This window comes from Metabacillus bambusae (assembly GCF_017497975.1).
GTDB classification, from domain to species: Bacteria; Bacillota; Bacilli; order Bacillales; family Bacillaceae; genus Metabacillus; species Metabacillus bambusae.
Genome location: NZ_JAGDEL010000008.1, coordinates 154,364 through 175,664, shown reverse-complemented (window position 1 = coordinate 175,664; position 21,301 = coordinate 154,364). Strand labels below are relative to the sequence as shown.

Sequence of the window (21,301 nt, the reverse complement as noted above, 5' to 3'; positions counted from 1 at the left end):
CTTTTCTAATACGTATTACTATTTGTCATGGATGGAGGTAGATTCAAACTCTATGGATGACATTAAACTGTAGGAGGAAACACACCATGTTCAAAAAACTATTTTCTGCAATGCTTGTACTTACATTACTTTTCACTCCAGTTGGTGGTTTCATGCTTGGCGATCAATTGACAACAGTAAGTGCGAAAGGTTATAAATCTGGTAAAAAATCCTTTAACTCCAATACAAATAATAGCCCGTCACTGTTTAAAAAAGACGATACACAGCAAAAGTCGTCTACAACGACAAAAAACAGCACTACAGCGAAACCAAAAATGGGCGGCATTATGAAGGGATTATTTTTAGGTGGACTAGCTGGTTTATTACTAGGTGGATTGCTTAGTAATCTAGGCATTTTAGGTTCGATCATTGGTTTATTTATCAATGGATTAGCCATCATTGCTGTTATCTTTATCATTCGCAAATTATTTACTTTATTCAAAAAGAAACGTAAATCTGAGGATGACACAGTATGGGGAAAATAAAGGTTTCTGAACAAGATATCGTTAATGCTCTTTGTTTACACATTTCGTACAAAAGACAAATTAAACCTCAAGAGGTAGATATTGAATTATTGTATGATGATGATTATGGATTTTCTGCTGAAGCTTACGTAAATGACCGCAAGCAAATATTAATTACAGCTAATATTATTGAGGCAATTCGCTTCTGGCTTGAAACCGAATTGAAAATTGATCCTTTTTCAGCTGCTCTTGAGCTTGTTCTTGATGAGGATGAAGGTGTAATCGCTTATGTAGAATAAAACGAGGGGCTTAACCCTCGTTTTTATTATTATTAAGCAAGTAAAATATTCATGATTATTTTGAAAGGAGAACATTATGCGCTCACCTAAAGTACTTTTCATCGGATCGATTATTACAGATATAGCCCTTATCATTTATTTACTAACAATTGCTGATGATGTTGGTCTTGGTTTTGTTTTACTGTTATCCGCTCTCCTTCTTGGAGGTACATTTCTTACATATAAGTTAATCAATCGATCATAATGAGAGGTTGGCCCATATTGAGCCAGCCTTTTTTATCATCTAACGTTAGAATGTCATTTTCGATTGCACATAATAATACAGCAAGCTTGCAGTATTTTCTAATGATGATAAATGTGTTCGCTCAAATGCGTGTGAAGCATCAATTCCAGGACCGATTAATCCGTGAACAATATCATGTCCTGCACGAATGGCTGCAGATGCATCAGATCCGTAATATGGATAAATATCTACTTTATATTCGATGTTGTTTTGCTTTGCGATCTCCACTAATTTTTTCCTAAATCCATAATGATAAGGACCACTTGCATCCTTCGCACAAATTGAAACAGTGTATTCATCTGTTTCTTGACCATCACCAATTGCACCCATATCAACAGCTAAATACTCAACTGTTTCAGAAGGAATATTTGAGTTCCCACCATATCCAATTTCTTCATTGTTTGAAATTAGAAAATGGGTTGTATATGGAAGTTTGATTTTTTCATCTGAAATCCGCTTTATAAGCTGGAGCAACAACGCCACACTTGCCTTATCATCTAAATGACGTGACTTAATAAAACCACTATCTGTGATTTCAACTCTTGGATTGAACGAAATCAAATCGCCAACCTCTATACCAAGTAGACGTGTATCCTCTGCATTATGTACTTTTTCATCAATTCTTACTTCAATATTTTTTTGATTCCTCTCTAGTTTTCCTGCTTCCTTATAAACATGTACTGAGGTTTGATGCATAAGGATTGTACCTGTATAGACTTTGCCACTTGCTGTCTCAATTTTACAATATTCACCTTCAATAGAGTTGTAGTTAAAGCCACCAATTAAATCAATCATTAAACGTCCGCTTGATTTAATGTCTTTTACTATTGCTCCTAATGTATCAACATGGGCAGTTAGCATTCGATGCTGCTCTTTATTGCTACCAGGAATCGTTACAACTAAGCCCCCCTTTTTATTTCGATTCATTTCAACATGAAAACTTTTCAAATAGTGCTCCACGAATGTGATCACTTGATTCGTATTACCTGATGGACTCGGTATTTCCACTAGTTGTTTGATTAGTTGGACTGTTTCATTATTAGTTGTCATAGATGTACCCCTTTCTTAGTGAAGCGATTCAATATACACATTTTATCAAATAAAAACCACCACTACGAATGGAGCAGCATTTTTTACAATTATTCAATCAAGATTAAACAAGGAGCTTTCGTCAATTCTACACCCCATGATTAAATATGCTCTTTAACGCATTATCTAAATAAGCTCTATTAACTATTAACAATGGTTTAATCCTCCTACCTTTCTTTAGATTTAGAAGTTGAAAAAAACGTCACATTTTTCTTAAGTATGGCTATCTATTTATTCGCTAATGGTTTTTATATTCCTTTTGATATAAACCGAAACCTATTGAATCTTTACGGGTATTTTCACCACCGATCTTAATTCCTTCTATAGCATCTTGTGGTGGATTTTTTACTGCCTGTTAAAAATCGGATAAATCAAATAACGAAAATGGATAATAAATGAAATTCAGGGAAATTTAATGATAAATATTAATTATTGGAGGTTTTCTAGAATGGATTTATACAACAATATGGAGTTTGAACTGAAAGGCAGTTTTATCCCTAACATTAGCAATTCGGACAAATTAAAGATTTTAGAAGTAACAGAAGGTAGTGTAGTAATCCAAATGAACAATTCTAAACGCAGAGGAATATTTCCACTAGATAGCTTCCAATACTGGATTAAAAGAAATTCGTTAATCCATATTGGTGAGAACGAAAAAAAAACGTCTTAATCTGTTCGTAAGCAAAATGAGGGCAGCATCCCATTTAATGGTAGACTGCCCTAAAAATCCTATTCATTACGGTTGGTTAACTTCTATTACAACTACATCTTCGTCATTTAAATATATTCTACAAGCTATTCACTTCACTTACACGAAATCCATTTGTTTCTGTCGATTTCTTCATTTTTCCAATCTTTAGGAATTGGAACATCACTCATTATATAATCAATATCCTTTAGACTGGCTAGACGATAGCTTGCTTTTATCCCTATTTTTGAATGATCTAACAATAAGAAACTCTTTGTCGCATTTTCTAAATAGATTTTTGAGAGCTGTGTTTTTTCTATGTCATAACTCATAACACCTTTATCTGGTATTAGTCCATCTGCCGAAATGAACACTTTATCCGGGAAAAATTCCTTTGCTATTTTTTCAGATAAAGAGCTTGATGAACGGTAATGGTCGAATTGTACTTTTCCACCAATGAAGATTAGCTCCCCATCAAACATTTGTTTATTTGCATGTGAGATCAGTAAAGAAGAGACTGGAAAAGAATTCGTTATGACTGTAATGCCTTTTTTATCACAAAGTCCATTAACCATTTGGTAGGTGGTTGTTCCTTCATCGATAACGATTACGTCACCGTCTTCGATAAATTCTAAAGCCTTACGTGCAATCCTCTTTTTTTCTTCAACGCGTAATATTTCTCGCTCAAATAAAGATGGTTCTTCATTTTCTCTAGATATTTTCACAGCTCCACCATAAACTTTTTTTAACTTATTTTCAGACTCTAGCTCTTCCAAATCTCGGCGGATTGTTTCGGTTGAAACATGAAATTGTATAGCTAAATCAGCTACTTTTACCTGTTCATTTTCTTCAAGTAAATCCATGATTATCTTTTTTCTCTCTTCTGCTAGTAAAGACATCACAATCCCCCTAATGACAATTGTTAGACTGTAGTGGGTGCATGTAACATGTCAATTTTCTCATGTACAAGTATACCACGCTTTTCCAGTTCTTTAAAAAAGCCTTCTGGTTCTTTAAACGCTTCTTCTGGAGTGATGATTCCTATTTTCTCTACATGGTTCTTTGCGATCATTTCTGTAGCAATTGCAAATGGAATCGCCACATTTCGTGTATATGCGCGTAAGCCTTCCCACCCTCGGGCAGAGCCATCTGATTTAGGATGTGTATGAGTTAGAACATACTTGGCTTTCTGACCATCTCTTTCACCAATCACTTCAATGTGAAGGGCATAGCCATAAAGGTCTGTTTCTGAACCTTCTTTTGATTGATATAAATACTGTGAAATACAATCCATGATACCAATATCAATGCCATTAATATTGATCTTATCATTTCGTAAAATTCCATATTCATATAATGCTCGGACTAGCTTTATATTTTGTTCAGGCCATGTTCCACGAACTTCAATTAACTTTACATCTTTATGCTTTAAAGCTTTTGCCAATGTTTTTGTCTCTGCATGCGGAATGATATATTGTGTTCCTTTTCCATAAGGCTCTGGCAATTCAATTTCTCTTGGTCTTGCAAAAGGTGGCACTTGAACGAATTTCCCATTTTCATAAACGACTCTTCCAGGTAGAGCAGGATCGTATTCATATGTAGTTGTTTCCGTTATAGATTTAGAGAATGCAATAGGACGGTATGAACCATGACTCACTCTTACGCTTTCAACGGAGTCTAGCTGATTAGCAGCATGCATGGCCATTAGCTGTGTTAAACCGGGAGTCATTCCAAAACCAGGCAAGCATGTTTTTCCGTTTATCACAAATTTTTCGTGGTAAGCATCTTCCTCACCAAATCCATTTAAATTGATGCCATGGCAGCCAGCTTCTGCTATACACGCTGTTGTTTTTCCATTTAGAGTAATTGTTGTTCCATCCATGACAATGTCATAGCCTTTCATTTTTTCTAACGTATCTTGATGGTCATGAACATTTACTTTTACAAAGTCAACTCGTGGATCTTTCAGCCACTCTACAACTTTATGTCCCTCTTCTTCATTGTAGTCTGCAACAGTGATTTGTTCAAAGCTTGAAAACATAACTAAGTCAAGAGCCGCTTCCCGTGCAATTTTACCAGCTCCACCTAAGCAAAATACCTTCATTTTAAAACCGCTCCTTTTTGTGTTCCTATTTTTTAATGGATTGTATTAATCGCTCGATATCATTTTTATACACTTCCCCAATCGTACCTATACGGAAGGTTAAAACCTCTGAAACCTTTCCTGGGTAAATGACAAACCCTTCCTTTTTGAGGTGCTGATAAAAAGGAATGAATTCAAATTCTCTATTCGGAAATTGGAAGGATGTAATGATTGGTGATTGATATTCTCTTAAAACAAAAGGCTCAAATCCAATCTTGCTCATCCCTCCAACAAGTGTTAATTGATTTTCACTGTACCTTCTATGTCTTGCTCTTACTCCACCCTCCTCTTCTAATTCCAGTAAAGCTTGATCAAAGGCTCTTACCACATGAGTCGGTGATGTAAATCTCCACTTCCCATGTGATTCCTCCATCGTTTTCCATTGATCATATAAATCTAACGATAAGGAGTGTGAAATTCCTTCACATTTTTCTAGCTCTTCTATTCTTGCAATAACGAATCCAAAACCAGGAACACCTTGAATACATTTGTTCGCACTGCTAATTAAAAAATCAATTTTCCATTCATGTACATCAATCTCAATTCCACCAAAACTGCTCATCGCATCAACAATCGTTTTTTTATTATACGTTTTTGCTAGTTTACATACTTCTTCAACTGGGTTTAGTATACCTGTTGTTGTTTCACAATGAACAACTACTACATGTGTGATCGTTTGATCAGTTTGTAAGTACTGTTCAATTTTAAGAATATTTGTCGGTTCATTCTCATTTGTTCGACTTATCACCGTTTGAATCCCGAGAATACCTGCTATTTGGGCAATCCGATTACCATATGCACCATTGGTAGCAATGAGAAGTTTCGAATATTCCCTTGGTATAACAGAACCAATTACTGACTCAACAGTAAACGTTCCACTCCCCTGCATTAATACAGACGTATATTCGTGGCGTTGATGTGTAGCTATATTAACCAATTGCTGTCTGATTTTTTGTACTAATTGCATGTATTCGTGATCCCAAGTACACCAATCTTTTCTCATTGCAAGCCTTACAGTTTCTGATGTACTTAATGGACCTGGAGTTAGTAATAAATATGGATTATTCATGATAGTCCCTCCTATTGTTTAAACAAGCACAGGCTCTTTTATTTCTTCAATTGTTTCTATTAATTGTGGTAATTCTTTTATTGAGTCGATCACATAGTGGGCTCCTGCAGCATATAATTCATTTCTTGCAATCTCTATTTTTTCTTTCAATAGTGAACGTTCCATTTCATTAACTTCTTCTTGAGTTAAGCCAAGTGTACTACTGCCTAATATCACTCCAACCGTCCACATTCCAGCATTTCTTCCTTCTAACATATCAGTTGTTGTATCTCCAACTTTTACGAGCTTAGACATTGGATAAATCCCCAGCATCATTGCATTGTAATAACACATCCATGGGTAAGGTCTGCCTTCTTTCACGAGGTCTGATGTTGCAATCACGTCTGGAGCATAGCCCTCCTTCTCAGCATTTTTAGAAACAATCTCAATCATTTCTGCTGTGTAACCAGTTGTTGAACCAATTTTAAGTCCATTACTTCTTAATTGATCAATTACTTGCAATACACCAGGTATAGGTGTTGTAAATTGGGCTAAGCTTTTAAAAAGCTTTTCCTCGAATAGTGGATACATTTCATTAACATCATTCTCTGTTGGCACATTTCCATAAACCTTCTCCCAAGCTTGCTTCACTCGAGGCATCTTCATGATCGCTTGAATATGTTCAATCTTTAATAATCCCATTGGTTTTCTCGCCTCATCCAATGTGATCTTGACACCTTTGTCTTCAAAAACTTCAAGAAATACATGTAATGGTGCAAAACAACCATAATCAACAGTCGTTCCTGCCCAATCAAAAATAATTCCTTCAATTTTATTCATTACAATCATCCTTTCAGGTTAATTATACTGCTTTAGATACTTTCAATTTTTCTGTTTTTGTTCTTAAGCTTTTTAAAGCAATTTCATACAGTACTCTAACTACTATATTTGTTAAAACAATTAAAACACTCATAGCTGCTGCTGAAGCTAAATTTCCTGCGTCATCCATGTTTACAATTGAAATAGCAGCAAGCTTAAAGTCTGCTGTGTATAAAAATACAACTGCAGAAATCGTAACCATTGAATTAACAAAGAAAAACATCGCCATCTCCAAAATCGCAGAGAGACACATCGGTACAGTCACTTTAAAAAATGTTTTATAAAAAGGAACACCCATGGACTCTGACACCAGCTCAAACTCTTTATCTAACTTTTTTAAAGATGTCGTTGCCGTAACAAAAGCAACAGAATAGAAATGCAAGATATTCGCGATAACAATAATGGCGATGGAGCCATATAGGAAATTTAATGGATTTGTAATGGCCATTCCCATTATGGTTAGCTCAGGCTTACTAAAGAAAAAGATATAGCTTATCCCAATTACTAGTCCTGGGAGAGCTAGTGGGATAATTGATAACAAGTTTCCTATCTTTCTTAAACCAACATGCTTGCGTAGTTTTTCAATCGAATAAGCAAATATAAATGTAATAATCGTACCAATCACTGCTGTTAATGCAGCAGCAATTAAACTGTTTTTGTAAGCTACTAATCCATCACCTGATAAACTAGAAAATGTGAAATGGTCAAGGGTGAAAATTAAGTTATACGGCCACATTTTCGCAAAAGCTGCGATAGCAACGGCAAGAAACAGCAATAAGATAAAGCCTGAAATACTTAAACAATAAAGCAAGGCAATTCGATCTCTTCCTTTATTTTTTACCACTTTATAAGGAGTTGACTTTGCAGTGACATATGCTGATTGCTTTTGTTGTGTAATTTGGTCAACAAAAAAAGCAAAAAGTGCTGGAATCATTAAAATCACACCGACAGTGGCGCCAATCGATAAATTTTGTTGACCTACTACTTGTTTATAGATATCTGTTGCTAGCACATTGTACTGACCACCTACTACTTTAGGTGCTCCATAATCGGTAAAACTTAATGTAAAAACAACAAACATAGTGCTAATAATTCCATATTTTGCACTTGGCAACGTGATCGTAATAAATTGTTTCGCTATTTTCGTTCCGAGAGTATTTGCAGCTTCATATAAACGGTTATCCGTTTGTTGCAGGGTAATATACAGAATTAAAAATGCTTGTGGAAACGTATAGATCACTTCCGCCATAATAATGCCTGTTGCCCCATATAATTCAATATCAACGCCTGGTAGTAAACCAAAGAAACCATTTGTTACGATTCCTTGATTCCCAAAAAGATACATTAAAGCAATTCCATGCATCATTGTTGGGGCAAACAATGGTAGTAAAGCAATATACCTAAACATTGTTTTCCCAGCCATTTCTGTTCTAGTTAATGAATAAGCATACACAAATGCTAAGCTTACAGATATTACCATCGTCATTGTTGAAATAAATAAAGTGTGCTGCAAAGATGTCACAAGTGATGCTGTTTGAAAATATTCAATAAAATTATGGAGCCCTACAAATTCACCTTTGTTATCAAAAACCGTTTGCGAAAACAAGGTACTAATTGGCAAAACTAATACAGCAAAAAAGGAGAGAAGGACAAAGATAATCAATAACGTTTGCAATCTTTCATTAGTACTGTTCATTTGTCTTATTTTTTTTGCTGAAAATTTAGTTGATGGTGTTAGTCCCATATTTAAATAACCACCTGTTCTTCATAGGTTAATAAATGTGGTTCCGGAAATTGAATCGATACAGTTCCATCCTTCCTTAGACTGTATTCATGAATTGTTGCCGCCGAAACATCTACCTTAAGAATTTGTTTATTCAGTGGAGAGGAAACGTCCTCCACACACAATTGAAGACGGTAACTCGCGCCTCTAAATTCAATATTTTCTAATCGAGTTTTTACACCTTCATCATGTGACAGTTGAACATGTTCTGGTCGAATACCTATAATTTTGTTAATTCCAGCCGTTCGCTTTTCCGCTTTCCACATATTAATAGAGCCAATAAAATCTGCTACAAATGGGTGGTGGGGCTGATTATATATTTCCTGTGGACTACCTATTTGCATAATCTTTGCATTATTCATGACAACGACTTTATCAGCCATCGTTAATGCTTCCTCTTGATCATGGGTAACCATAATCGTCGCAATACCAAGTTTTTCTTGTATTGCACGAATTTCATAACGCAGCTTGTCTCTTACCTTTGCATCTAGTGCAGATAGAGGCTCATCTAATAGTAAAAACTTTGGTGACAACGCAATTGCCCTTGCCAATGCAACTCGTTGTTGTTGTCCACCTGACAATTGTGATGGGTACTTTTTCTGAATATGTGATAAATCCACCATCTCAAGTACTTCGTAAACCCTTTCTTGTCTTTCCTTTTTCTTTAGATTCCTATTTTTTAAGCCATACTCAATATTTTGATAGGCAGTTAAGTTTGGAAATAAAGCATATGATTGAAAAACAATTCCAAAATCTCTTTTCGAAGGAGGTAAACTTGTTAAATCATTGCCCTCTAGCCTGATAAAACCCTTGCTTGGTGTTTCTAATCCCGCAATAATACGTAACAATGTTGTTTTCCCACAACCGCTTGGACCTAACAAGCAAACAAATTCATTTTTATCGATCGTAAAACTAATATCCTCAAGTGCTTTAAAAACACCGAATTCTTTTGAGATTTGACCTATTTCTAAAAATGGTTGTGTCATGAGGGAGATCCTCCTTTTAATTGAAATGCACAAGTTCGATTTTAATTCTCAATGTAAGAACACAATTATTGTGTTGGTTCAGCCTTTGAACTAAATTGAGAGTCCCATTCTTTTAAAATGCTGTCACGGTTTTGTGCTGCCCAGTTTAAGTCATTGTCAGAAAACATTTTTTCTTCGACACCCTCTGGGAACCCATCTGGTAGTTCAAAATTATTTTCCATCGTTGAGAATCCATTTGCATCAAAATACTTTTTCATTACGTCATCAGTGATTGCCCAATCAAGAAATGCCTTTGCTAGTTCTTTATTTTTCATTTCATTTTTATTAATTAAACCATTCGCTTCTACATCCCAGCCAAGACCTTCTTCTGGTAAAACGACTTCAACAGGAGCTCCTTCCTGCTTTTGTTGAACACCGCTATATGCTAATGTAATACCAATTGCATATTCGCCTGATGCAGCTAATTTAGCTGGTTTTGAACCAGAATGGGTATAGGTAGCAACATTTTCGTGTAAGTCGTTCATGAATTTCCAACCTTTATCTTCCCCCATCATTTGTAACCAAGCGGATACTGTTAGAAAGCCTGTCCCAGATGAAGCAGGATGTGGCATGACAATCATATCCTTGTATTCAGGTTTTATAAGATCTTCATAAGATTTAGGGATTGGTAGATTCTTTTTCTCGAGTTCCGTGGTATTTACGACTACTCCTGTCATAAATGAAGTGTTTCCAACCCATTTGAGAGGTTCTTTTGAATCCTTAAAGGAAGGAAGAATTTTGTCACTGCCTTTCGGTGTATAGCTTGCTAGCATATCCTTTTGATCAAGTGCAAGTAGGCTGGATGCAGCTAGTCCCCATACAACATCTGCCTGTGTATTTTTTCCTTCAGATAAAAGCTTAGCAGTAATAATCCCAGTTGAATCTCTTACAATATTTAACTTAACATCAGGGTATTTCACTTTAAACTTTTCTAAATATTGAGGAATTAATTCTTCTTCTATCGCTGTGTAAACAGTTAATTCACCTGATAGTCCGCCTTCCTGGTTACTTGTAGTAGCCTCCTCTGAATTTGCATTTCCACATGCAGTCAATACTAAGATTGACAACAATAGAATGAATAGTTTAAAAGTGTGGTTTTTCATTGTTTTCACTTCCCTTTTTAATAATTAACTTATATATACAATATAAATCCACAATATTAACTAGGTGTGAAGCCAATGTAAATATTTTGTATTATGTTGTTTTTAAATGACTTTAGTTGTTTTTATGTGGTTTTCTCTCAACTTGATCCTTATCAACTATTTATCAATTCGATTTCCATTATTTCTTAAATTGTTATTAATCTGAGATGAATTACAGCAATAAGAACATTCGCTCTATGGAAAATCGAAGAAAAAACGAACTTCACAATTGTGAAGTTCGTTCCATTAGTTGTTCAAGGCTTAACGATGGAGACTGTTCTTATTCAAGATTGAATGGTTTATCACATCCTTTGATCATTAATTGGTTTATCATTAAGAAATCATCTCCTTTGCCAGCTTTATCACGATAAGTAAAAGGGGTCTGACGAATTCGTCAGACCCCTTTTACTAGGTTTTATTAAAACCAAGCTGCGCCAACAATAATTAAAAGGATGAACAATACAACAATTAGCGCGAAACCTCTACCTGCACCATAGCCATATCCGCCACCACCGTAACCACAGCCTCCGCCGTAGCCACCGAATCCATAACCATAACCCATTCTAACTCCTCCATTAAGTGATTTATCTAAAAGAAATTCCAATTCTTCTTAGTAGCCAACGAAAGCCGAACCTACAATAATTAATAGGAATGAACAAAACAACGATTAAAGCAAAGCCACCACCGTAACCGTAACCGTAACCTGGAGTTGCACCACTCATTAACAACTCCTCCCTTTCGTTGTACTACTACAATATGAATATAGGGACTTGTACGGTAGGGCATTCGCACAGTTTTCTATGAATTTTTCATATTTCCGCATATTAAATTGCTTAAAGACAACAAAATAAATTAACTATAATGAAGGTGAAAATTCTATTTATTTATATAGACTCTTTTCTAAGAGATTGTTGCTTTTAGAACGAAAACTGCTTAAGGTTGATTGGAACGGATTGCGAGACTCCTGCTTAGAGTAGCGGGACAAGTTAGACTCATGCAGGCGTTTACGCCGAGGAGGCTCACCGCTCGCCCCGCGGAAAGCGAGCATCTCTCTCTGCAATCAACCAAACCCCATTACTTGGTTAATAGCAACAAAGTTTGTGAAAACAGCCATTTTAAATAAAACGCCTCTTATCCTATTCGGCTTGTTTGCTAAATTGTTAGAAATGTATTAATAATGAAGAAAGCAATTAATGTTAAAATGAAAGAAGGTAAGAAGATTAAAAAAATAAGGGTGAGTTTATGAAGAAGTTTTTATTTATTATATGTTTAATTTTGGCATGTCCAATTTATGCATCAGCACATACGACTGTATCGGATTCATATCCAAGTGAAGGAGAAATCATCACTGAAGAGATACGTGAGCTTAAAGTAGAATTTGCTGGAGCTATTGAAAATCAAGGTAGATTGACATTAGTAAAGGAACAAGAAGAAATCAAACTTGATTCTTCTGTCAACGATAAACAAATTATCGGTTCATTAACAGCACCACTCGAAAATGGTAATTATCTTTTAACTTGGCAAGTCGCCTCAACTGATGGGCATGTATTAACAGGGGATATTCCTTTTACAGTGAACATTCCTAATACTGAAATTGAAGAAGAAGTTCAAGATGAAACTGAACAAGTAGACAAAACTAAAGAGAATACTGAAGAGAATGATACAGCCGTAGAAGAAAAAGCTGAAATAGAAGCTGCGTCAGAAACTGTTAAGGACAATAGTTCACTGTTTTCTACTATATCTGTAATTGTATTAGTCGTCCTTTTAGCGGTCGGTATTTGGATTCTTTTACGTAAAAAGAGGTAATGTATGAATCAGCTTATTCCAATGACTGAATATGTCACGTACATGCTATTTTCTTATTTGGTTGGCTATGTTGTGCTTCAATTTGTACCAGCTTCAAAAAAGCCATCCATTAAGGCTTCAAAACAAAGCTTACTATTAACTGTTTTAGGAATTATCATTTTCACGTTTTTTCCAGTCCTTCAAGTTATTTCATTTTTTGCACCTGAAGGACTATTAAGCTTTAGTGCATATGCCATCCTAACTGAGTTTCAAGTTGGTATTGCCTGGCTTTATGGAAGTTTTTTTGCTGTATTTTTATGGATGATTATTTATGTAGAAGGCTCCAAATACTTACAAGCACTCTTTTTACTATTGATGATCGTTTCTGTAGGTTATGCGAGCCATGCTTCAACACTGGATTTATTGCCAGGCCTTTTCACACATTCAATTCATTTCTTAACAATTACCATTTGGGTTGGAGTTCTTATTCATGTAGGCTGGTTAGCTAACAGCATTAAAAATTGGCATTCCTTTTTACGTTGGTTTACACCACTTTCAATCATTTTATTTTTCATGACAACAATGAGTGGGGTCTTCCTTATGTTCTTTGTGATTGAACCGAGAGATTATGCGAATGCTTGGGTATTGCCGTATGGTCAAATGCTTTTAATAAAACATCTTAGCATTATCCCTGTTTTAGCATTTGCATTTATAAATGGAATCCTTTCAAGAAAAGCAAAAATAGATTCAGGGTTTAATGCAAAAAAGTGGGTACAAGCTGAGACTGTAATACTAATGATTGTTTTTTTCATAACTGGTGTCTTAGGAACATTACCACCACCGCACCAAGTTAATGCCACTGTCATTCAAGAAGGAGCCGCCATCTGGGTAGAGTTATTGCTAGGTCATGAGGTAGTTGCTCCATTTACAGTCCAGTTCTCTGGAGGATTCCAAAGTATTCTTATCATGATCATTGCTTTTATGTTTTTAGCCATGATTTTTGTAAGTTTTTACAAAAGGGTTTCTCCTTGGATTGCTCTAGGATTTGGTGTCATTTTTATCATCGCTACTTACCTTGGATTAATTATGTCACTAATAGTAGGTTAAATTTAAGAATAAATGCAAGAATAAGAAGGATGACGAAAGAGTCATCCTCTTTTTTGTAAATAGATTTGATTTGTCCTCTTCGTAATTGCATTAAACATGTTAATAGTCAGATAAGTATTGACTTTTAGAATATTCGACAATATACTACAATTTGTGCGTTTTTCTTAGAACATTTTTAACTTGGAGGATTTATGAGTTCACTTTTTAGAAAAAAATCAATTTCACAACTAATCCAACAAAGTAATCAAAAATCACTTAATCGAACACTTAGTGCACTCGATTTAACAATGTTAGGGATTGGGGCCATTATCGGTACAGGAATTTTCGTTTTAACAGGGGTGGTTGCTGCAGAATCAGCTGGTCCTGCTCTTGTCCTATCGTTTATTTTATCGGGCATTGCTTGTGCTCTCGCTGCTTTTTGTTATGCTGAATTTGCATCATCAGTTCCTATTTCAGGTAGTGTGTATACGTACACCTATGCGACACTTGGGGAAATTTTTGCCTTTTTAATCGGATGGGACTTGATGCTTGAATATTTACTAGCAACAGCAGCTGTTGCTACTGGTTGGTCTGGGTATTTTCAAGCACTTTTAGAAGGCTTCGGGATTACATTACCTGCAATCCTCACCTCTGCACCAGGATCTGGTGAAGGGGGAATGATTAACTTACCAGCTATCATCATCATTTTCTTAATAACAGCGTTGTTGTCAAAGGGAATTAAAGAAAGTACACGTGTTAATAACATTATGGTGTTTATCAAATTGGCTGTTATTGTTGCCTTCATCGTTTCAGGGATTTTTTATGTAAAGCCAGAAAACTGGACTCCGTTTGCACCGTTTGGATTTGAAGGAATTATTACTGGCGCAGCAACTGTTTTCTTTGCATATATTGGATTTGATGCAGTAGCTACTGCATCCGAGGAAGTAAAACGTCCACAACGTGATGTTCCAATCGGAATCATTGCATCGCTAACCGTTTGTACGGGGTTATATATCATTGTAGCGTTAATCTTAACAGGGATGGTTCCATATTCACAACTAAATGTTTCTGATCCTGTAACCTTTGCTCTTCAATTTGTTGGACAAAACTCGCTTGCTGGAATTATATCTGTTGGAGCGATTACAGGAATTACGACGGTATTACTTGTCATGATGTATGCTCAGGTTAGAATTTCTTTCGCAATGAGTCGTGACGGACTATTACCTAAAAAGCTTTCTAAGGTTCATCCAACGTTTAAAACTCCTTTCCAAAATACTTGGATGACGGGATTAATCGCAGCTTTGATTGCAGGTTTTGTAGATTTAACTACATTAGCTCACTTAGTTAATATGGGAACATTAGCAGCATTCACTTTAATTTCAATTGCAGTTATCGCGCTTAGAAGAACACACCCTGATTTAGAACGAGCATTTAAAGTGCCGTTTGTTCCTTTTCTTCCTGCTATTAGTGCCTTATTATGTATTTATTTAATGACAAGCTTGCCAGTGATCACATGGATTTCTTTTGTTATTTGGATTTGCATTGGATTGATTATTTATTTCGTTTATGCAAGACACCATAGTAAATTAGGGAAATGATTGAATGTTGGACATAAAAATAAGACCCAGTATTTTGCGTTACTGGGTCTTATTTTTAGTATTTAGCTACGATTTAACTAATCATTAATCCGCAAAAACCTTGCCTACAACTTGTTTTTGCTCCGTTCGAGCAATGGTAATACCAGTAGATTCTTCAAAATTGTAAAGACTTGTTGGTAGGTCTGTAAACCGCTCAAGTTCATTGTAAGCAGGAATGCCGTGATAGGACATATCAAGCCCTTCCTCTTCCTCTTCTTCTGTAGCGCGTAAGCCAACAGTTACCTCTGCTACTTTTGCAATAACAGCCCCACCAATTAAACCCCATACAGCTACGACAGCCGCACCTAGAAGCTGAACACCTAATAAGGAAACCTGACCTGTTGTAAATAATCCTGCTGATGTATCAAATAAGCCAACAGCTATTGTTCCAAACACTCCATTAAAGCCGTGAACTGCTACTGCTCCAACAGGATCATCAATTTTTATGTTATCGATTAATAGTGTTGCATAAATAACGATGATTCCACTAATTCCACCTATGATAATCGCACTCCACTGATCAACGAAAGCACAACCAGCTGTTATCGCGACTAAACCTGAAAGAACACCATTTATCGTCATACTTGGATCTGCTTTTCCGAACTTATTCATTGTCAATAATAGAGTGACTGTACCACCACTAGCACCTGCTAGCATTGTATTAATTGCAATTGATGCTAAGGAAGTATTTGTGGCATCTAGTGTACTTCCACTATTAAATGCAAACCAACCGAACCATAAAATAAATGCACCACTTGATGCTAATGGTATATTACTAGGTGCAAAAACATTCACCGTACCATCTGAATTAAATCTCCCTTTTCTTGCACCTAATAATTTAGCCATTGCTAACGCTGCAAAACCTCCAACTGCGTGAATGGCCGCTGAACCAGCAAAGTCCTTCATACCAAGCTTTGCTAACCAACCTTCACTATTCCATATCCAATGTCCTGATAAAGGATAAATGATAAGCGTAATAAGAGCAGCCGTAATAATGTAAGCTTTAAAATTCATTCGTTCAGCAACTGCACCTGAAATAATCGAAACACAGGCTATTGCAAAACCCATTTGAAAAAGCACAAATGCTTCACTCGGCAGCTCCATACTAAGAGATATTTTTTCCGGACTTCCAAATAAACTTGTCCCAATAAATCCAAAAGCATCTTGTCCAAACATAATCCCAAATCCAAAAAGCCAAAATGCTAAGGCACCTATTGTTAAATCAACGAAGATTTTCATTGTAACGTTAACAGCATTCTTCGTGCGGACTAAACCCGCTTCTAATAAACTAAAGCCGCCTTCCATAAATAAAACCATCGCAGCTGCAATCACAATCCAAACTGTATTTAAATGAATAATCTCCACTTTACATCCCCTCCTTTACTGAAAGATCATCGATAGTTTCATCAGATTCACCTGTACGAATGTTATATGCTTCAAGGATTGGATATACATAAATTTTCCCATCCCCATCTTCACCTGTTTGAGCATTAGCAATGATTGTTTTGATCGTTTGATCAACCATGTGATCGGATAGGACGATTTCAAGCTTAATCTTCGGGTGCAGTGTTACATTATAATTCTTTCCACGGTATACACCCTTCGTATCCTTTTGCTTCCCTCTTCCTACTACTTGTGAAACTGTAAAACCTGTTATTCCTATATTTTTTAAGCTCTTAATTGTCTCGGTTATCTTCTGAGGTCTGATGATTGCTTCAATCTTTTTCATGTTACTCACCTCTTCATTGTTAGGTTATCTGACATCATTATGTTAAAGATTATAACATTAATAGAAACATAGTCAACAGTTTAAGCTATTAAAATTTTTAGAAAATAAAAACAGTAGAAAACTTGGCATCTTTTTATAAGTTTTTCAAGAACAAAAGCCCAAGCGCCTTGAACAGCCTCAGGCAAATAAGACGCTTAAGAATAGAAGGTGTTCTTTACCTTCAATTCTTAAGTGGCTGTAGACCCAAGAGGGGCTAGGCGCTGGATGCCTAGCACTTATCCACAGTACAAGAATTTTATAATTTCCTATACAACAAAAAAAGGATGATCGACATTAACATGTACGATCATCCTTTTCGACTAACTATATTATCGTATCTGTCCATTACCGGACATTATAAATTTAACAGTTGTTAATGCGGGTAATCCCATTGGTCCACGAGCATGCAGCTTTTGTGTTGAGATTCCAATTTCCGCTCCAAAACCTAGTGCCCCACCGTCTGTAAAGCGAGTGGAAGCATTATGATAGAGCGCTGAAGCATCGACTAAATTCATAAACGTTTTTGCTGTATCATTGTTTTCAGTAATGATCGCTTCAGAGTGCTTCGTTCCATAAGTTTCAATATGATCAATTGCTTCTTCAATATTGTTTACAGTTTTAACAGCAATATCTAAAGATAAATATTCATTTGCCCAATCTTCTTCAGTTGCTATTACTCCATTAGGGATGTATCTAAGTGCCGTTTCATCACCATGAACCGTAATATTATGTTTTTTGAAGGTAGCATCTAGTGCTTCTTTGTTTTTATCTAGCCATTCCTTGTGAATAATGGCTGTTTCTAGTGCATTACATACAGCTGGACGGTCTGTTTTTGCATTAACAAGAATGTTTAATGCTTTTTCAACATCTGCTTCAACATCAATATATAAATGGCAGTTACCGACACCTGTTTCAAGTACTGGAACTGTTGCGTTATTTACAACTGCATTGATTAATGAGCCTCCACCCCTAGGAATTAACACATCAATGTGTTCCTTCATTGTAAAGAGCTGCTGTGTTGCCACACGATCTGTACTTGCAATAAATTGAACAGCTTCCTGCGGGATTTTTGTTTCATTTAATGCCTCATGCATAACCTGCACGATTGCTTTGTTTGATGATAAAGCAGATGATCCGCCTTTTAGTATAATGGCATTTCCTGATTTAAGGGCAAGGCCTGTTGCATCGACTGTTACATTAGGACGAGCTTCATAAATCATACCAATGACACCTAAGGGAACGGATACTTTTTTTACTAGTAATCCATTATCCAGTGTCCAGTTCGAAAGTGTTCGCCCTGTGGGATCTTCTAATTTTGCAACCTGACGAAGTCCTTCTGCAAAATCAGTGATGCGTTCCTTCGAAAGGGCGAGGCGATCCAAATACGCCTCTTCATAGCCTTTTTCACGACCTTCTTGTAAGTCTTTTTCATTTGCATCTAAAATGTCTTGAGTATTTTTTTCCAATCTATCAGCTAAAATGTGCAATGCTTCATTTTTTTCTTCATTTGATAGTAAGCTAACTTTTTTTGCTGCTTTCTTTGCTGCAATCGCTTGTGCTTCAACGTTTGTTTGTTCTTTTGTTACATTCATGCAATTCCTCCTTTTAAACTCCAACAGGTAAGGACAATTCAAGTTCACATACTAGGTCATCAAAATGAACAACCTCGAGTCTTTCTACCTCTTCACCTGTAATTTCACTTAATTTTTCCAAATCTTCATTCGAGTAATTTACAACTCCTAAGCCGATCCTTTCACCTAGATGATCAATAATTCGAATAACCGCACCTTTTTCGAATTGTCCTTTTACTTCCTCGATATCTGATGAATAAATACTATGTTTATGATCAGCAATTGACATTCTTATCTTTTGATTAATAACAAGTTCTCCCTCAGGTCCAGAATGGAACGCTATCCATTGCTTTTTCTGATTTAAGTTAATTGTCTCATTTGTCACTTCAAAATACGTTCCTCTTGCCTCTCCATTTACTGCATCACCTAAAATATTCGGTATGCTTGCTTTACCTAGAAAAGTCGAAATACCTGAAGCCATCGCGATTTTTACGGCATCAATTTTTGATTTCATTCCACCTGTGCCAACTTCACTTCCAGATTCACCGGCACCTTCTTCTATTTCAGGTGTAATCTCGTATACTTTCTCGAGCAGTTTCGCTTCATCATTTTTACGAGGATCTGAATCATATAAACCATCTATATCAGAAAGGATAATCAATTGATCTGCTTCTATTAACCCTGCAACTTTAGCAGATAATGTATCATTATCACCAAACTTTAAGCGATCAACTGTTACCGTGTCATTTTCATTAACAATCGGAATAATTCCACGTTCTAATAAGACATTTAACGTATTTCGAACATTGTTATAACGTGATTCATCAGAAAAATCACTACGTGTGATTAATATCTGTGAAGCTACATAACCGTGGGATAAAAATATTTCTGAATAGGCTTCAATTAATAAGCCTTGGCCAATCGAAGCTGCAGCTTGTTTTTCTGGTAATGATGTTGGTCGATCAATACAGCCTAACTTTCGATAGCCTGCAGCAACAGCTCCAGATGAAACAAATACAATTTCATGTCCCTCATCTTTAAGTAACGCTATTTCATCTGCTAATTTTTCTAATTTACGTCGACTAATTTCTCCATGTCGACTAGTTAAGGAACTGCTTCCTACTTTTATTACAACCCGTTTTTTCTCATTGTCTAGGGTCGCCATTCTATCACTCCTGAGTCAGTTTTTAGTCCGAAGCGCTAGCGTCTTGAATCATCGGTTAATCCATCATTTAAGGCTTTCTTTGTATTCATTTATGGATTGCTTACTAGTGCTAGGCGCTTAAGCTAGACATAAAAAATTTAGTAAAGTATTTAGTCCTATAGTAATTTAATAAGATAAGAGAACCTTTTCCATTTTAAGCAAGCGAGGTTACTTATTTCGATTTTTTATTTTGACTGTTTTGGTAAACTTTGTTGCTATTTACCAAGTAGTTCGGGGTGGTTGATTGCAGCGAGAGATGCTCGCTTTCCGCGGGGCAGGCGGTGAGCATCTTCGGCGTAAACGCCTGCAGTGTCGCAATCCGCTCCAATCAACGTTAAATAGTTTTCGTTCTAAAGCAACAATCTCTAAGAAAAGAGCTTTTATTTTAAAGAACCAACTAACAGACTTTCTTGTAACTGCTTGCTAATCTCTTTCGAGCGTTTCGCAGCATGCTCAACAGCCTTAGAGATTGCGATTCCTCCACCATTTTCATCAAGCGCATCAAGTCCAGCAGCTGTTGTACCATTTGGCGACGTAACATTTTCCCGTAAAACAGTTGGTGTTTTGTCCTGTCTTTGGATCATCTTTGCAGCACCTACAATAGTTTGCGCAATAATTTGTCTTGTTGTTTCAATATTTAGTCCAGCAAGAACACCTTGTTGTTCCATATGCTCCATTAAATAATAGAAATAGGCTGGACCACTTCCTGCAAGTCCTGTAAAGATATCCATATCTTTTTCTTCAATCTTGTATACTGCACCAATACATTCAAGCAAGATTTTCGTTAAATTCACATTTTCATCGGCTGTTTCATGACCTGGGGAAATTGCAGTAGCTGATTCTCCGATTGTACTTGACGTATTCGGCATAACTCTAACTACTTGCTGGCCTTTATGGAGATTTTGTTCAAGGTATGATGTTGTAATTCCCGCTAAAACAGATAATATGAGCTGATTTGGCTTGATATGACTTTTTATGTCGATTAATGCTTTATCAACATCTTTTGGCTTCATAGCTAAGATAAAAATATCTATTTGATCAAACTGGAGATTTTCTCGTTTAACCCCTTTAATTCCATAATTGCTTTCTAAAGCAGATAATCGTTCTTGATTGGAACGATTTGTCACAATGATTTGTTCCGCTGCGATTTTCCCTGATTTTACTAAACCAGAGATCATTGCTTCCGCCATTGACCCTGCACCCAAAAATGCGATTGTTTTATTGTGTAGCATCTCATCTCTCCAATATCGTTCGTATTTTTGTTCGTATTTTCGCTAACGATTTAATACTAACACGCTGAATTTCATATTCAAGGACTTAAGGAAATGTTGTAAGCATTTCTTCCAATTAGTTAGTGTAAGCGTTACC

Annotated in this window: 21 protein-coding genes and 1 pseudogene; 7 read left to right on the top strand and 15 right to left on the bottom strand. The window is 36.1% G+C overall.

Annotated elements, in window-relative coordinates; genetic code table 11:
- Nucleotides 1-86: 86 nt before the first annotated feature.
- The 3 genes from I7822_RS13015 to I7822_RS13005 all read left to right on the top strand — a co-directional run bounded on the left by I7822_RS13015 (nt 87) and on the right by I7822_RS13005 (nt 1,046).
- Nucleotides 87-524, top strand: coding sequence for a hypothetical protein (locus I7822_RS13015; protein WP_207978733.1), 438 nt, complete (start codon nt 87-89; stop codon nt 522-524).
- On the top strand, nt 512-802 hold the full coding sequence (locus I7822_RS13010) for a YxcD family protein (RefSeq protein ID WP_207978731.1): 291 nt from the start codon (nt 512-514) through the stop codon (nt 800-802). The genes I7822_RS13015 and I7822_RS13010 overlap by 13 nt, the downstream gene beginning before the upstream one ends.
- 76 nt (nt 803-878) lie before the next feature.
- Nucleotides 879-1,046 carry a hypothetical protein gene (locus I7822_RS13005; protein WP_207978729.1) on the top strand — a complete coding sequence of 56 codons (168 nt, stop codon included), beginning with the start codon at nt 879-881 and terminating at the stop codon, nt 1,044-1,046.
- A gap of 45 nt (nt 1,047-1,091) precedes the next feature.
- On the opposite strand, the gene I7822_RS13000 is transcribed toward I7822_RS13005, so the two are convergent.
- Complete coding sequence (locus I7822_RS13000) at nt 1,092-2,135, bottom strand: M42 family metallopeptidase (RefSeq protein ID WP_207978727.1); 1,044 nt, start codon at nt 2,133-2,135, stop codon at nt 1,092-1,094.
- Between the two features lie 487 nt (nt 2,136-2,622).
- Between I7822_RS13000 and I7822_RS12995 the strand changes: the two genes are divergently transcribed.
- Complete coding sequence (locus I7822_RS12995; protein ID WP_207978725.1) at nt 2,623-2,844, top strand: hypothetical protein; 222 nt, start codon at nt 2,623-2,625, stop codon at nt 2,842-2,844.
- 134 nt (nt 2,845-2,978) lie between these two features.
- Here the strand turns inward: I7822_RS12995 and I7822_RS12990 are convergent, their stop codons facing one another.
- From I7822_RS12990 to I7822_RS12950, 9 genes and pseudogenes are all read right to left on the bottom strand, one after another.
- The gene (locus I7822_RS12990; RefSeq protein WP_207978723.1) at nt 2,979-3,761 is read right to left on the bottom strand and encodes a DeoR/GlpR family DNA-binding transcription regulator; all 783 of its coding nucleotides are present in this window, start codon (nt 3,759-3,761) and stop codon (nt 2,979-2,981) included.
- 23 nt (nt 3,762-3,784) lie between these two features.
- The gene (locus I7822_RS12985) at nt 3,785-4,966 is read right to left on the bottom strand and encodes a saccharopine dehydrogenase family protein (RefSeq protein WP_207978721.1); all 1,182 of its coding nucleotides are present in this window, start codon (nt 4,964-4,966) and stop codon (nt 3,785-3,787) included.
- A 25-nt stretch (nt 4,967-4,991) separates the two neighbouring features.
- Nucleotides 4,992-6,074 carry a 2-aminoethylphosphonate--pyruvate transaminase gene (gene phnW, locus I7822_RS12980; protein WP_207978719.1) on the bottom strand — a complete coding sequence of 361 codons (1,083 nt, stop codon included), beginning with the start codon at nt 6,072-6,074 and terminating at the stop codon, nt 4,992-4,994.
- 18 nt (nt 6,075-6,092) lie between these two features.
- Nucleotides 6,093-6,902, bottom strand: coding sequence for a phosphonoacetaldehyde hydrolase (phnX, locus tag I7822_RS12975; protein ID WP_207978717.1), 810 nt, complete (start codon nt 6,900-6,902; stop codon nt 6,093-6,095).
- Nucleotides 6,903-6,915: 13 nt separating this feature from the next.
- Nucleotides 6,916-8,676 carry a putative 2-aminoethylphosphonate ABC transporter permease subunit gene (locus tag I7822_RS12970; RefSeq protein ID WP_207978715.1) on the bottom strand — a complete coding sequence of 587 codons (1,761 nt, stop codon included), beginning with the start codon at nt 8,674-8,676 and terminating at the stop codon, nt 6,916-6,918.
- 2 nt (nt 8,677-8,678) lie between these two features.
- Nucleotides 8,679-9,701 carry a putative 2-aminoethylphosphonate ABC transporter ATP-binding protein gene (locus tag I7822_RS12965; protein WP_207978713.1) on the bottom strand — a complete coding sequence of 341 codons (1,023 nt, stop codon included), beginning with the start codon at nt 9,699-9,701 and terminating at the stop codon, nt 8,679-8,681.
- A 65-nt stretch (nt 9,702-9,766) separates the two neighbouring features.
- On the bottom strand, nt 9,767-10,843 hold the full coding sequence (locus I7822_RS12960) for a putative 2-aminoethylphosphonate ABC transporter substrate-binding protein (protein ID WP_207978711.1): 1,077 nt from the start codon (nt 10,841-10,843) through the stop codon (nt 9,767-9,769).
- A gap of 457 nt (nt 10,844-11,300) precedes the next feature.
- Nucleotides 11,301-11,444: a sporulation protein YjcZ gene (gene yjcZ, locus I7822_RS12955; protein WP_207978709.1), complete on the bottom strand. Its 144-nt coding sequence runs from the start codon at nt 11,442-11,444 to the stop codon at nt 11,301-11,303.
- A gap of 48 nt (nt 11,445-11,492) precedes the next feature.
- Nucleotides 11,493-11,604 (bottom strand): annotated as a pseudogene (locus I7822_RS12950) (YjcZ family sporulation protein).
- Nucleotides 11,605-12,124: 520 nt separating this feature from the next.
- Here I7822_RS12950 and I7822_RS12945 point away from each other — a divergent pair.
- The 3 genes from I7822_RS12945 to bcaP all read left to right on the top strand — a co-directional run bounded on the left by I7822_RS12945 (nt 12,125) and on the right by bcaP (nt 15,351).
- Nucleotides 12,125-12,688: a copper resistance CopC family protein gene (locus I7822_RS12945; RefSeq protein ID WP_207978707.1), complete on the top strand. Its 564-nt coding sequence runs from the start codon at nt 12,125-12,127 to the stop codon at nt 12,686-12,688.
- A 3-nt stretch (nt 12,689-12,691) separates the two neighbouring features.
- Nucleotides 12,692-13,774: a CopD family protein gene (locus tag I7822_RS12940; protein ID WP_207978705.1), complete on the top strand. Its 1,083-nt coding sequence runs from the start codon at nt 12,692-12,694 to the stop codon at nt 13,772-13,774.
- 191 nt (nt 13,775-13,965) lie between these two features.
- A complete protein-coding gene (gene bcaP / locus I7822_RS12935) occupies nt 13,966-15,351 on the top strand; it encodes a branched-chain amino acid transporter BcaP (protein WP_207978703.1) in 1,386 nt (461 codons plus the stop codon).
- Nucleotides 15,352-15,435: 84 nt separating this feature from the next.
- Here the strand turns inward: bcaP and I7822_RS12930 are convergent, their stop codons facing one another.
- The 5 genes from I7822_RS12930 to proC all read right to left on the bottom strand — a co-directional run bounded on the left by I7822_RS12930 (nt 15,436) and on the right by proC (nt 21,165).
- Complete coding sequence (locus I7822_RS12930; protein ID WP_207978701.1) at nt 15,436-16,755, bottom strand: ammonium transporter; 1,320 nt, start codon at nt 16,753-16,755, stop codon at nt 15,436-15,438.
- Between the two features lies 1 nt (nt 16,756).
- Nucleotides 16,757-17,119: a P-II family nitrogen regulator gene (locus tag I7822_RS12925; protein ID WP_207978700.1), complete on the bottom strand. Its 363-nt coding sequence runs from the start codon at nt 17,117-17,119 to the stop codon at nt 16,757-16,759.
- 368 nt (nt 17,120-17,487) lie between these two features.
- On the bottom strand, nt 17,488-18,750 hold the full coding sequence (locus tag I7822_RS12920) for a glutamate-5-semialdehyde dehydrogenase (RefSeq protein ID WP_207978698.1): 1,263 nt from the start codon (nt 18,748-18,750) through the stop codon (nt 17,488-17,490).
- Nucleotides 18,751-18,763: 13 nt separating this feature from the next.
- Entirely contained in the window at nt 18,764-19,894 is a 1,131-nt protein-coding gene (gene proB / locus I7822_RS12915) for a glutamate 5-kinase (protein WP_207978697.1), read from the bottom strand.
- A gap of 419 nt (nt 19,895-20,313) precedes the next feature.
- A complete protein-coding gene (gene proC, locus I7822_RS12910; RefSeq protein ID WP_207978695.1) occupies nt 20,314-21,165 on the bottom strand; it encodes a pyrroline-5-carboxylate reductase in 852 nt (283 codons plus the stop codon).
- Nucleotides 21,166-21,301 lie beyond the last annotated feature (136 nt).

Coding starts and splice junctions, on each gene's coding strand:
- proC (WP_207978695.1), bottom strand. CDS start 21,165: ATGCTACACAATAAAACAATCGCATTTTTGGGTGCAGGGTCAATGGCG.
- I7822_RS12920 (WP_207978698.1), bottom strand. CDS start 18,750: ATGAATGTAACAAAAGAACAAACAAACGTTGAAGCACAAGCGATTGCA.
- I7822_RS13015 (WP_207978733.1), top strand. CDS start 87: ATGTTCAAAAAACTATTTTCTGCAATGCTTGTACTTACATTACTTTTC.
- yjcZ (WP_207978709.1), bottom strand. CDS start 11,444: ATGGGTTATGGTTATGGATTCGGTGGCTACGGCGGAGGCTGTGGTTAC.
- bcaP (WP_207978703.1), top strand. CDS start 13,966: ATGAGTTCACTTTTTAGAAAAAAATCAATTTCACAACTAATCCAACAA.
- I7822_RS12990 (WP_207978723.1), bottom strand. CDS start 3,761: ATGTCTTTACTAGCAGAAGAGAGAAAAAAGATAATCATGGATTTACTT.
- I7822_RS12960 (WP_207978711.1), bottom strand. CDS start 10,843: ATGAAAAACCACACTTTTAAACTATTCATTCTATTGTTGTCAATCTTA.
- I7822_RS12965 (WP_207978713.1), bottom strand. CDS start 9,701: ATGACACAACCATTTTTAGAAATAGGTCAAATCTCAAAAGAATTCGGT.
- I7822_RS12940 (WP_207978705.1), top strand. CDS start 12,692: ATGAATCAGCTTATTCCAATGACTGAATATGTCACGTACATGCTATTT.
- proB (WP_207978697.1), bottom strand. CDS start 19,894: ATGGCGACCCTAGACAATGAGAAAAAACGGGTTGTAATAAAAGTAGGA.
- I7822_RS12995 (WP_207978725.1), top strand. CDS start 2,623: ATGGATTTATACAACAATATGGAGTTTGAACTGAAAGGCAGTTTTATC.
- I7822_RS12945 (WP_207978707.1), top strand. CDS start 12,125: ATGAAGAAGTTTTTATTTATTATATGTTTAATTTTGGCATGTCCAATT.
- I7822_RS12985 (WP_207978721.1), bottom strand. CDS start 4,966: ATGAAGGTATTTTGCTTAGGTGGAGCTGGTAAAATTGCACGGGAAGCG.
- phnX (WP_207978717.1), bottom strand. CDS start 6,902: ATGATTGTAATGAATAAAATTGAAGGAATTATTTTTGATTGGGCAGGA.
- I7822_RS13010 (WP_207978731.1), top strand. CDS start 512: ATGGGGAAAATAAAGGTTTCTGAACAAGATATCGTTAATGCTCTTTGT.
- I7822_RS13005 (WP_207978729.1), top strand. CDS start 879: ATGCGCTCACCTAAAGTACTTTTCATCGGATCGATTATTACAGATATA.
- I7822_RS13000 (WP_207978727.1), bottom strand. CDS start 2,135: ATGACAACTAATAATGAAACAGTCCAACTAATCAAACAACTAGTGGAA.
- I7822_RS12925 (WP_207978700.1), bottom strand. CDS start 17,119: ATGAAAAAGATTGAAGCAATCATCAGACCTCAGAAGATAACCGAGACA.
- phnW (WP_207978719.1), bottom strand. CDS start 6,074: ATGAATAATCCATATTTATTACTAACTCCAGGTCCATTAAGTACATCA.
- I7822_RS12970 (WP_207978715.1), bottom strand. CDS start 8,676: ATGGGACTAACACCATCAACTAAATTTTCAGCAAAAAAAATAAGACAA.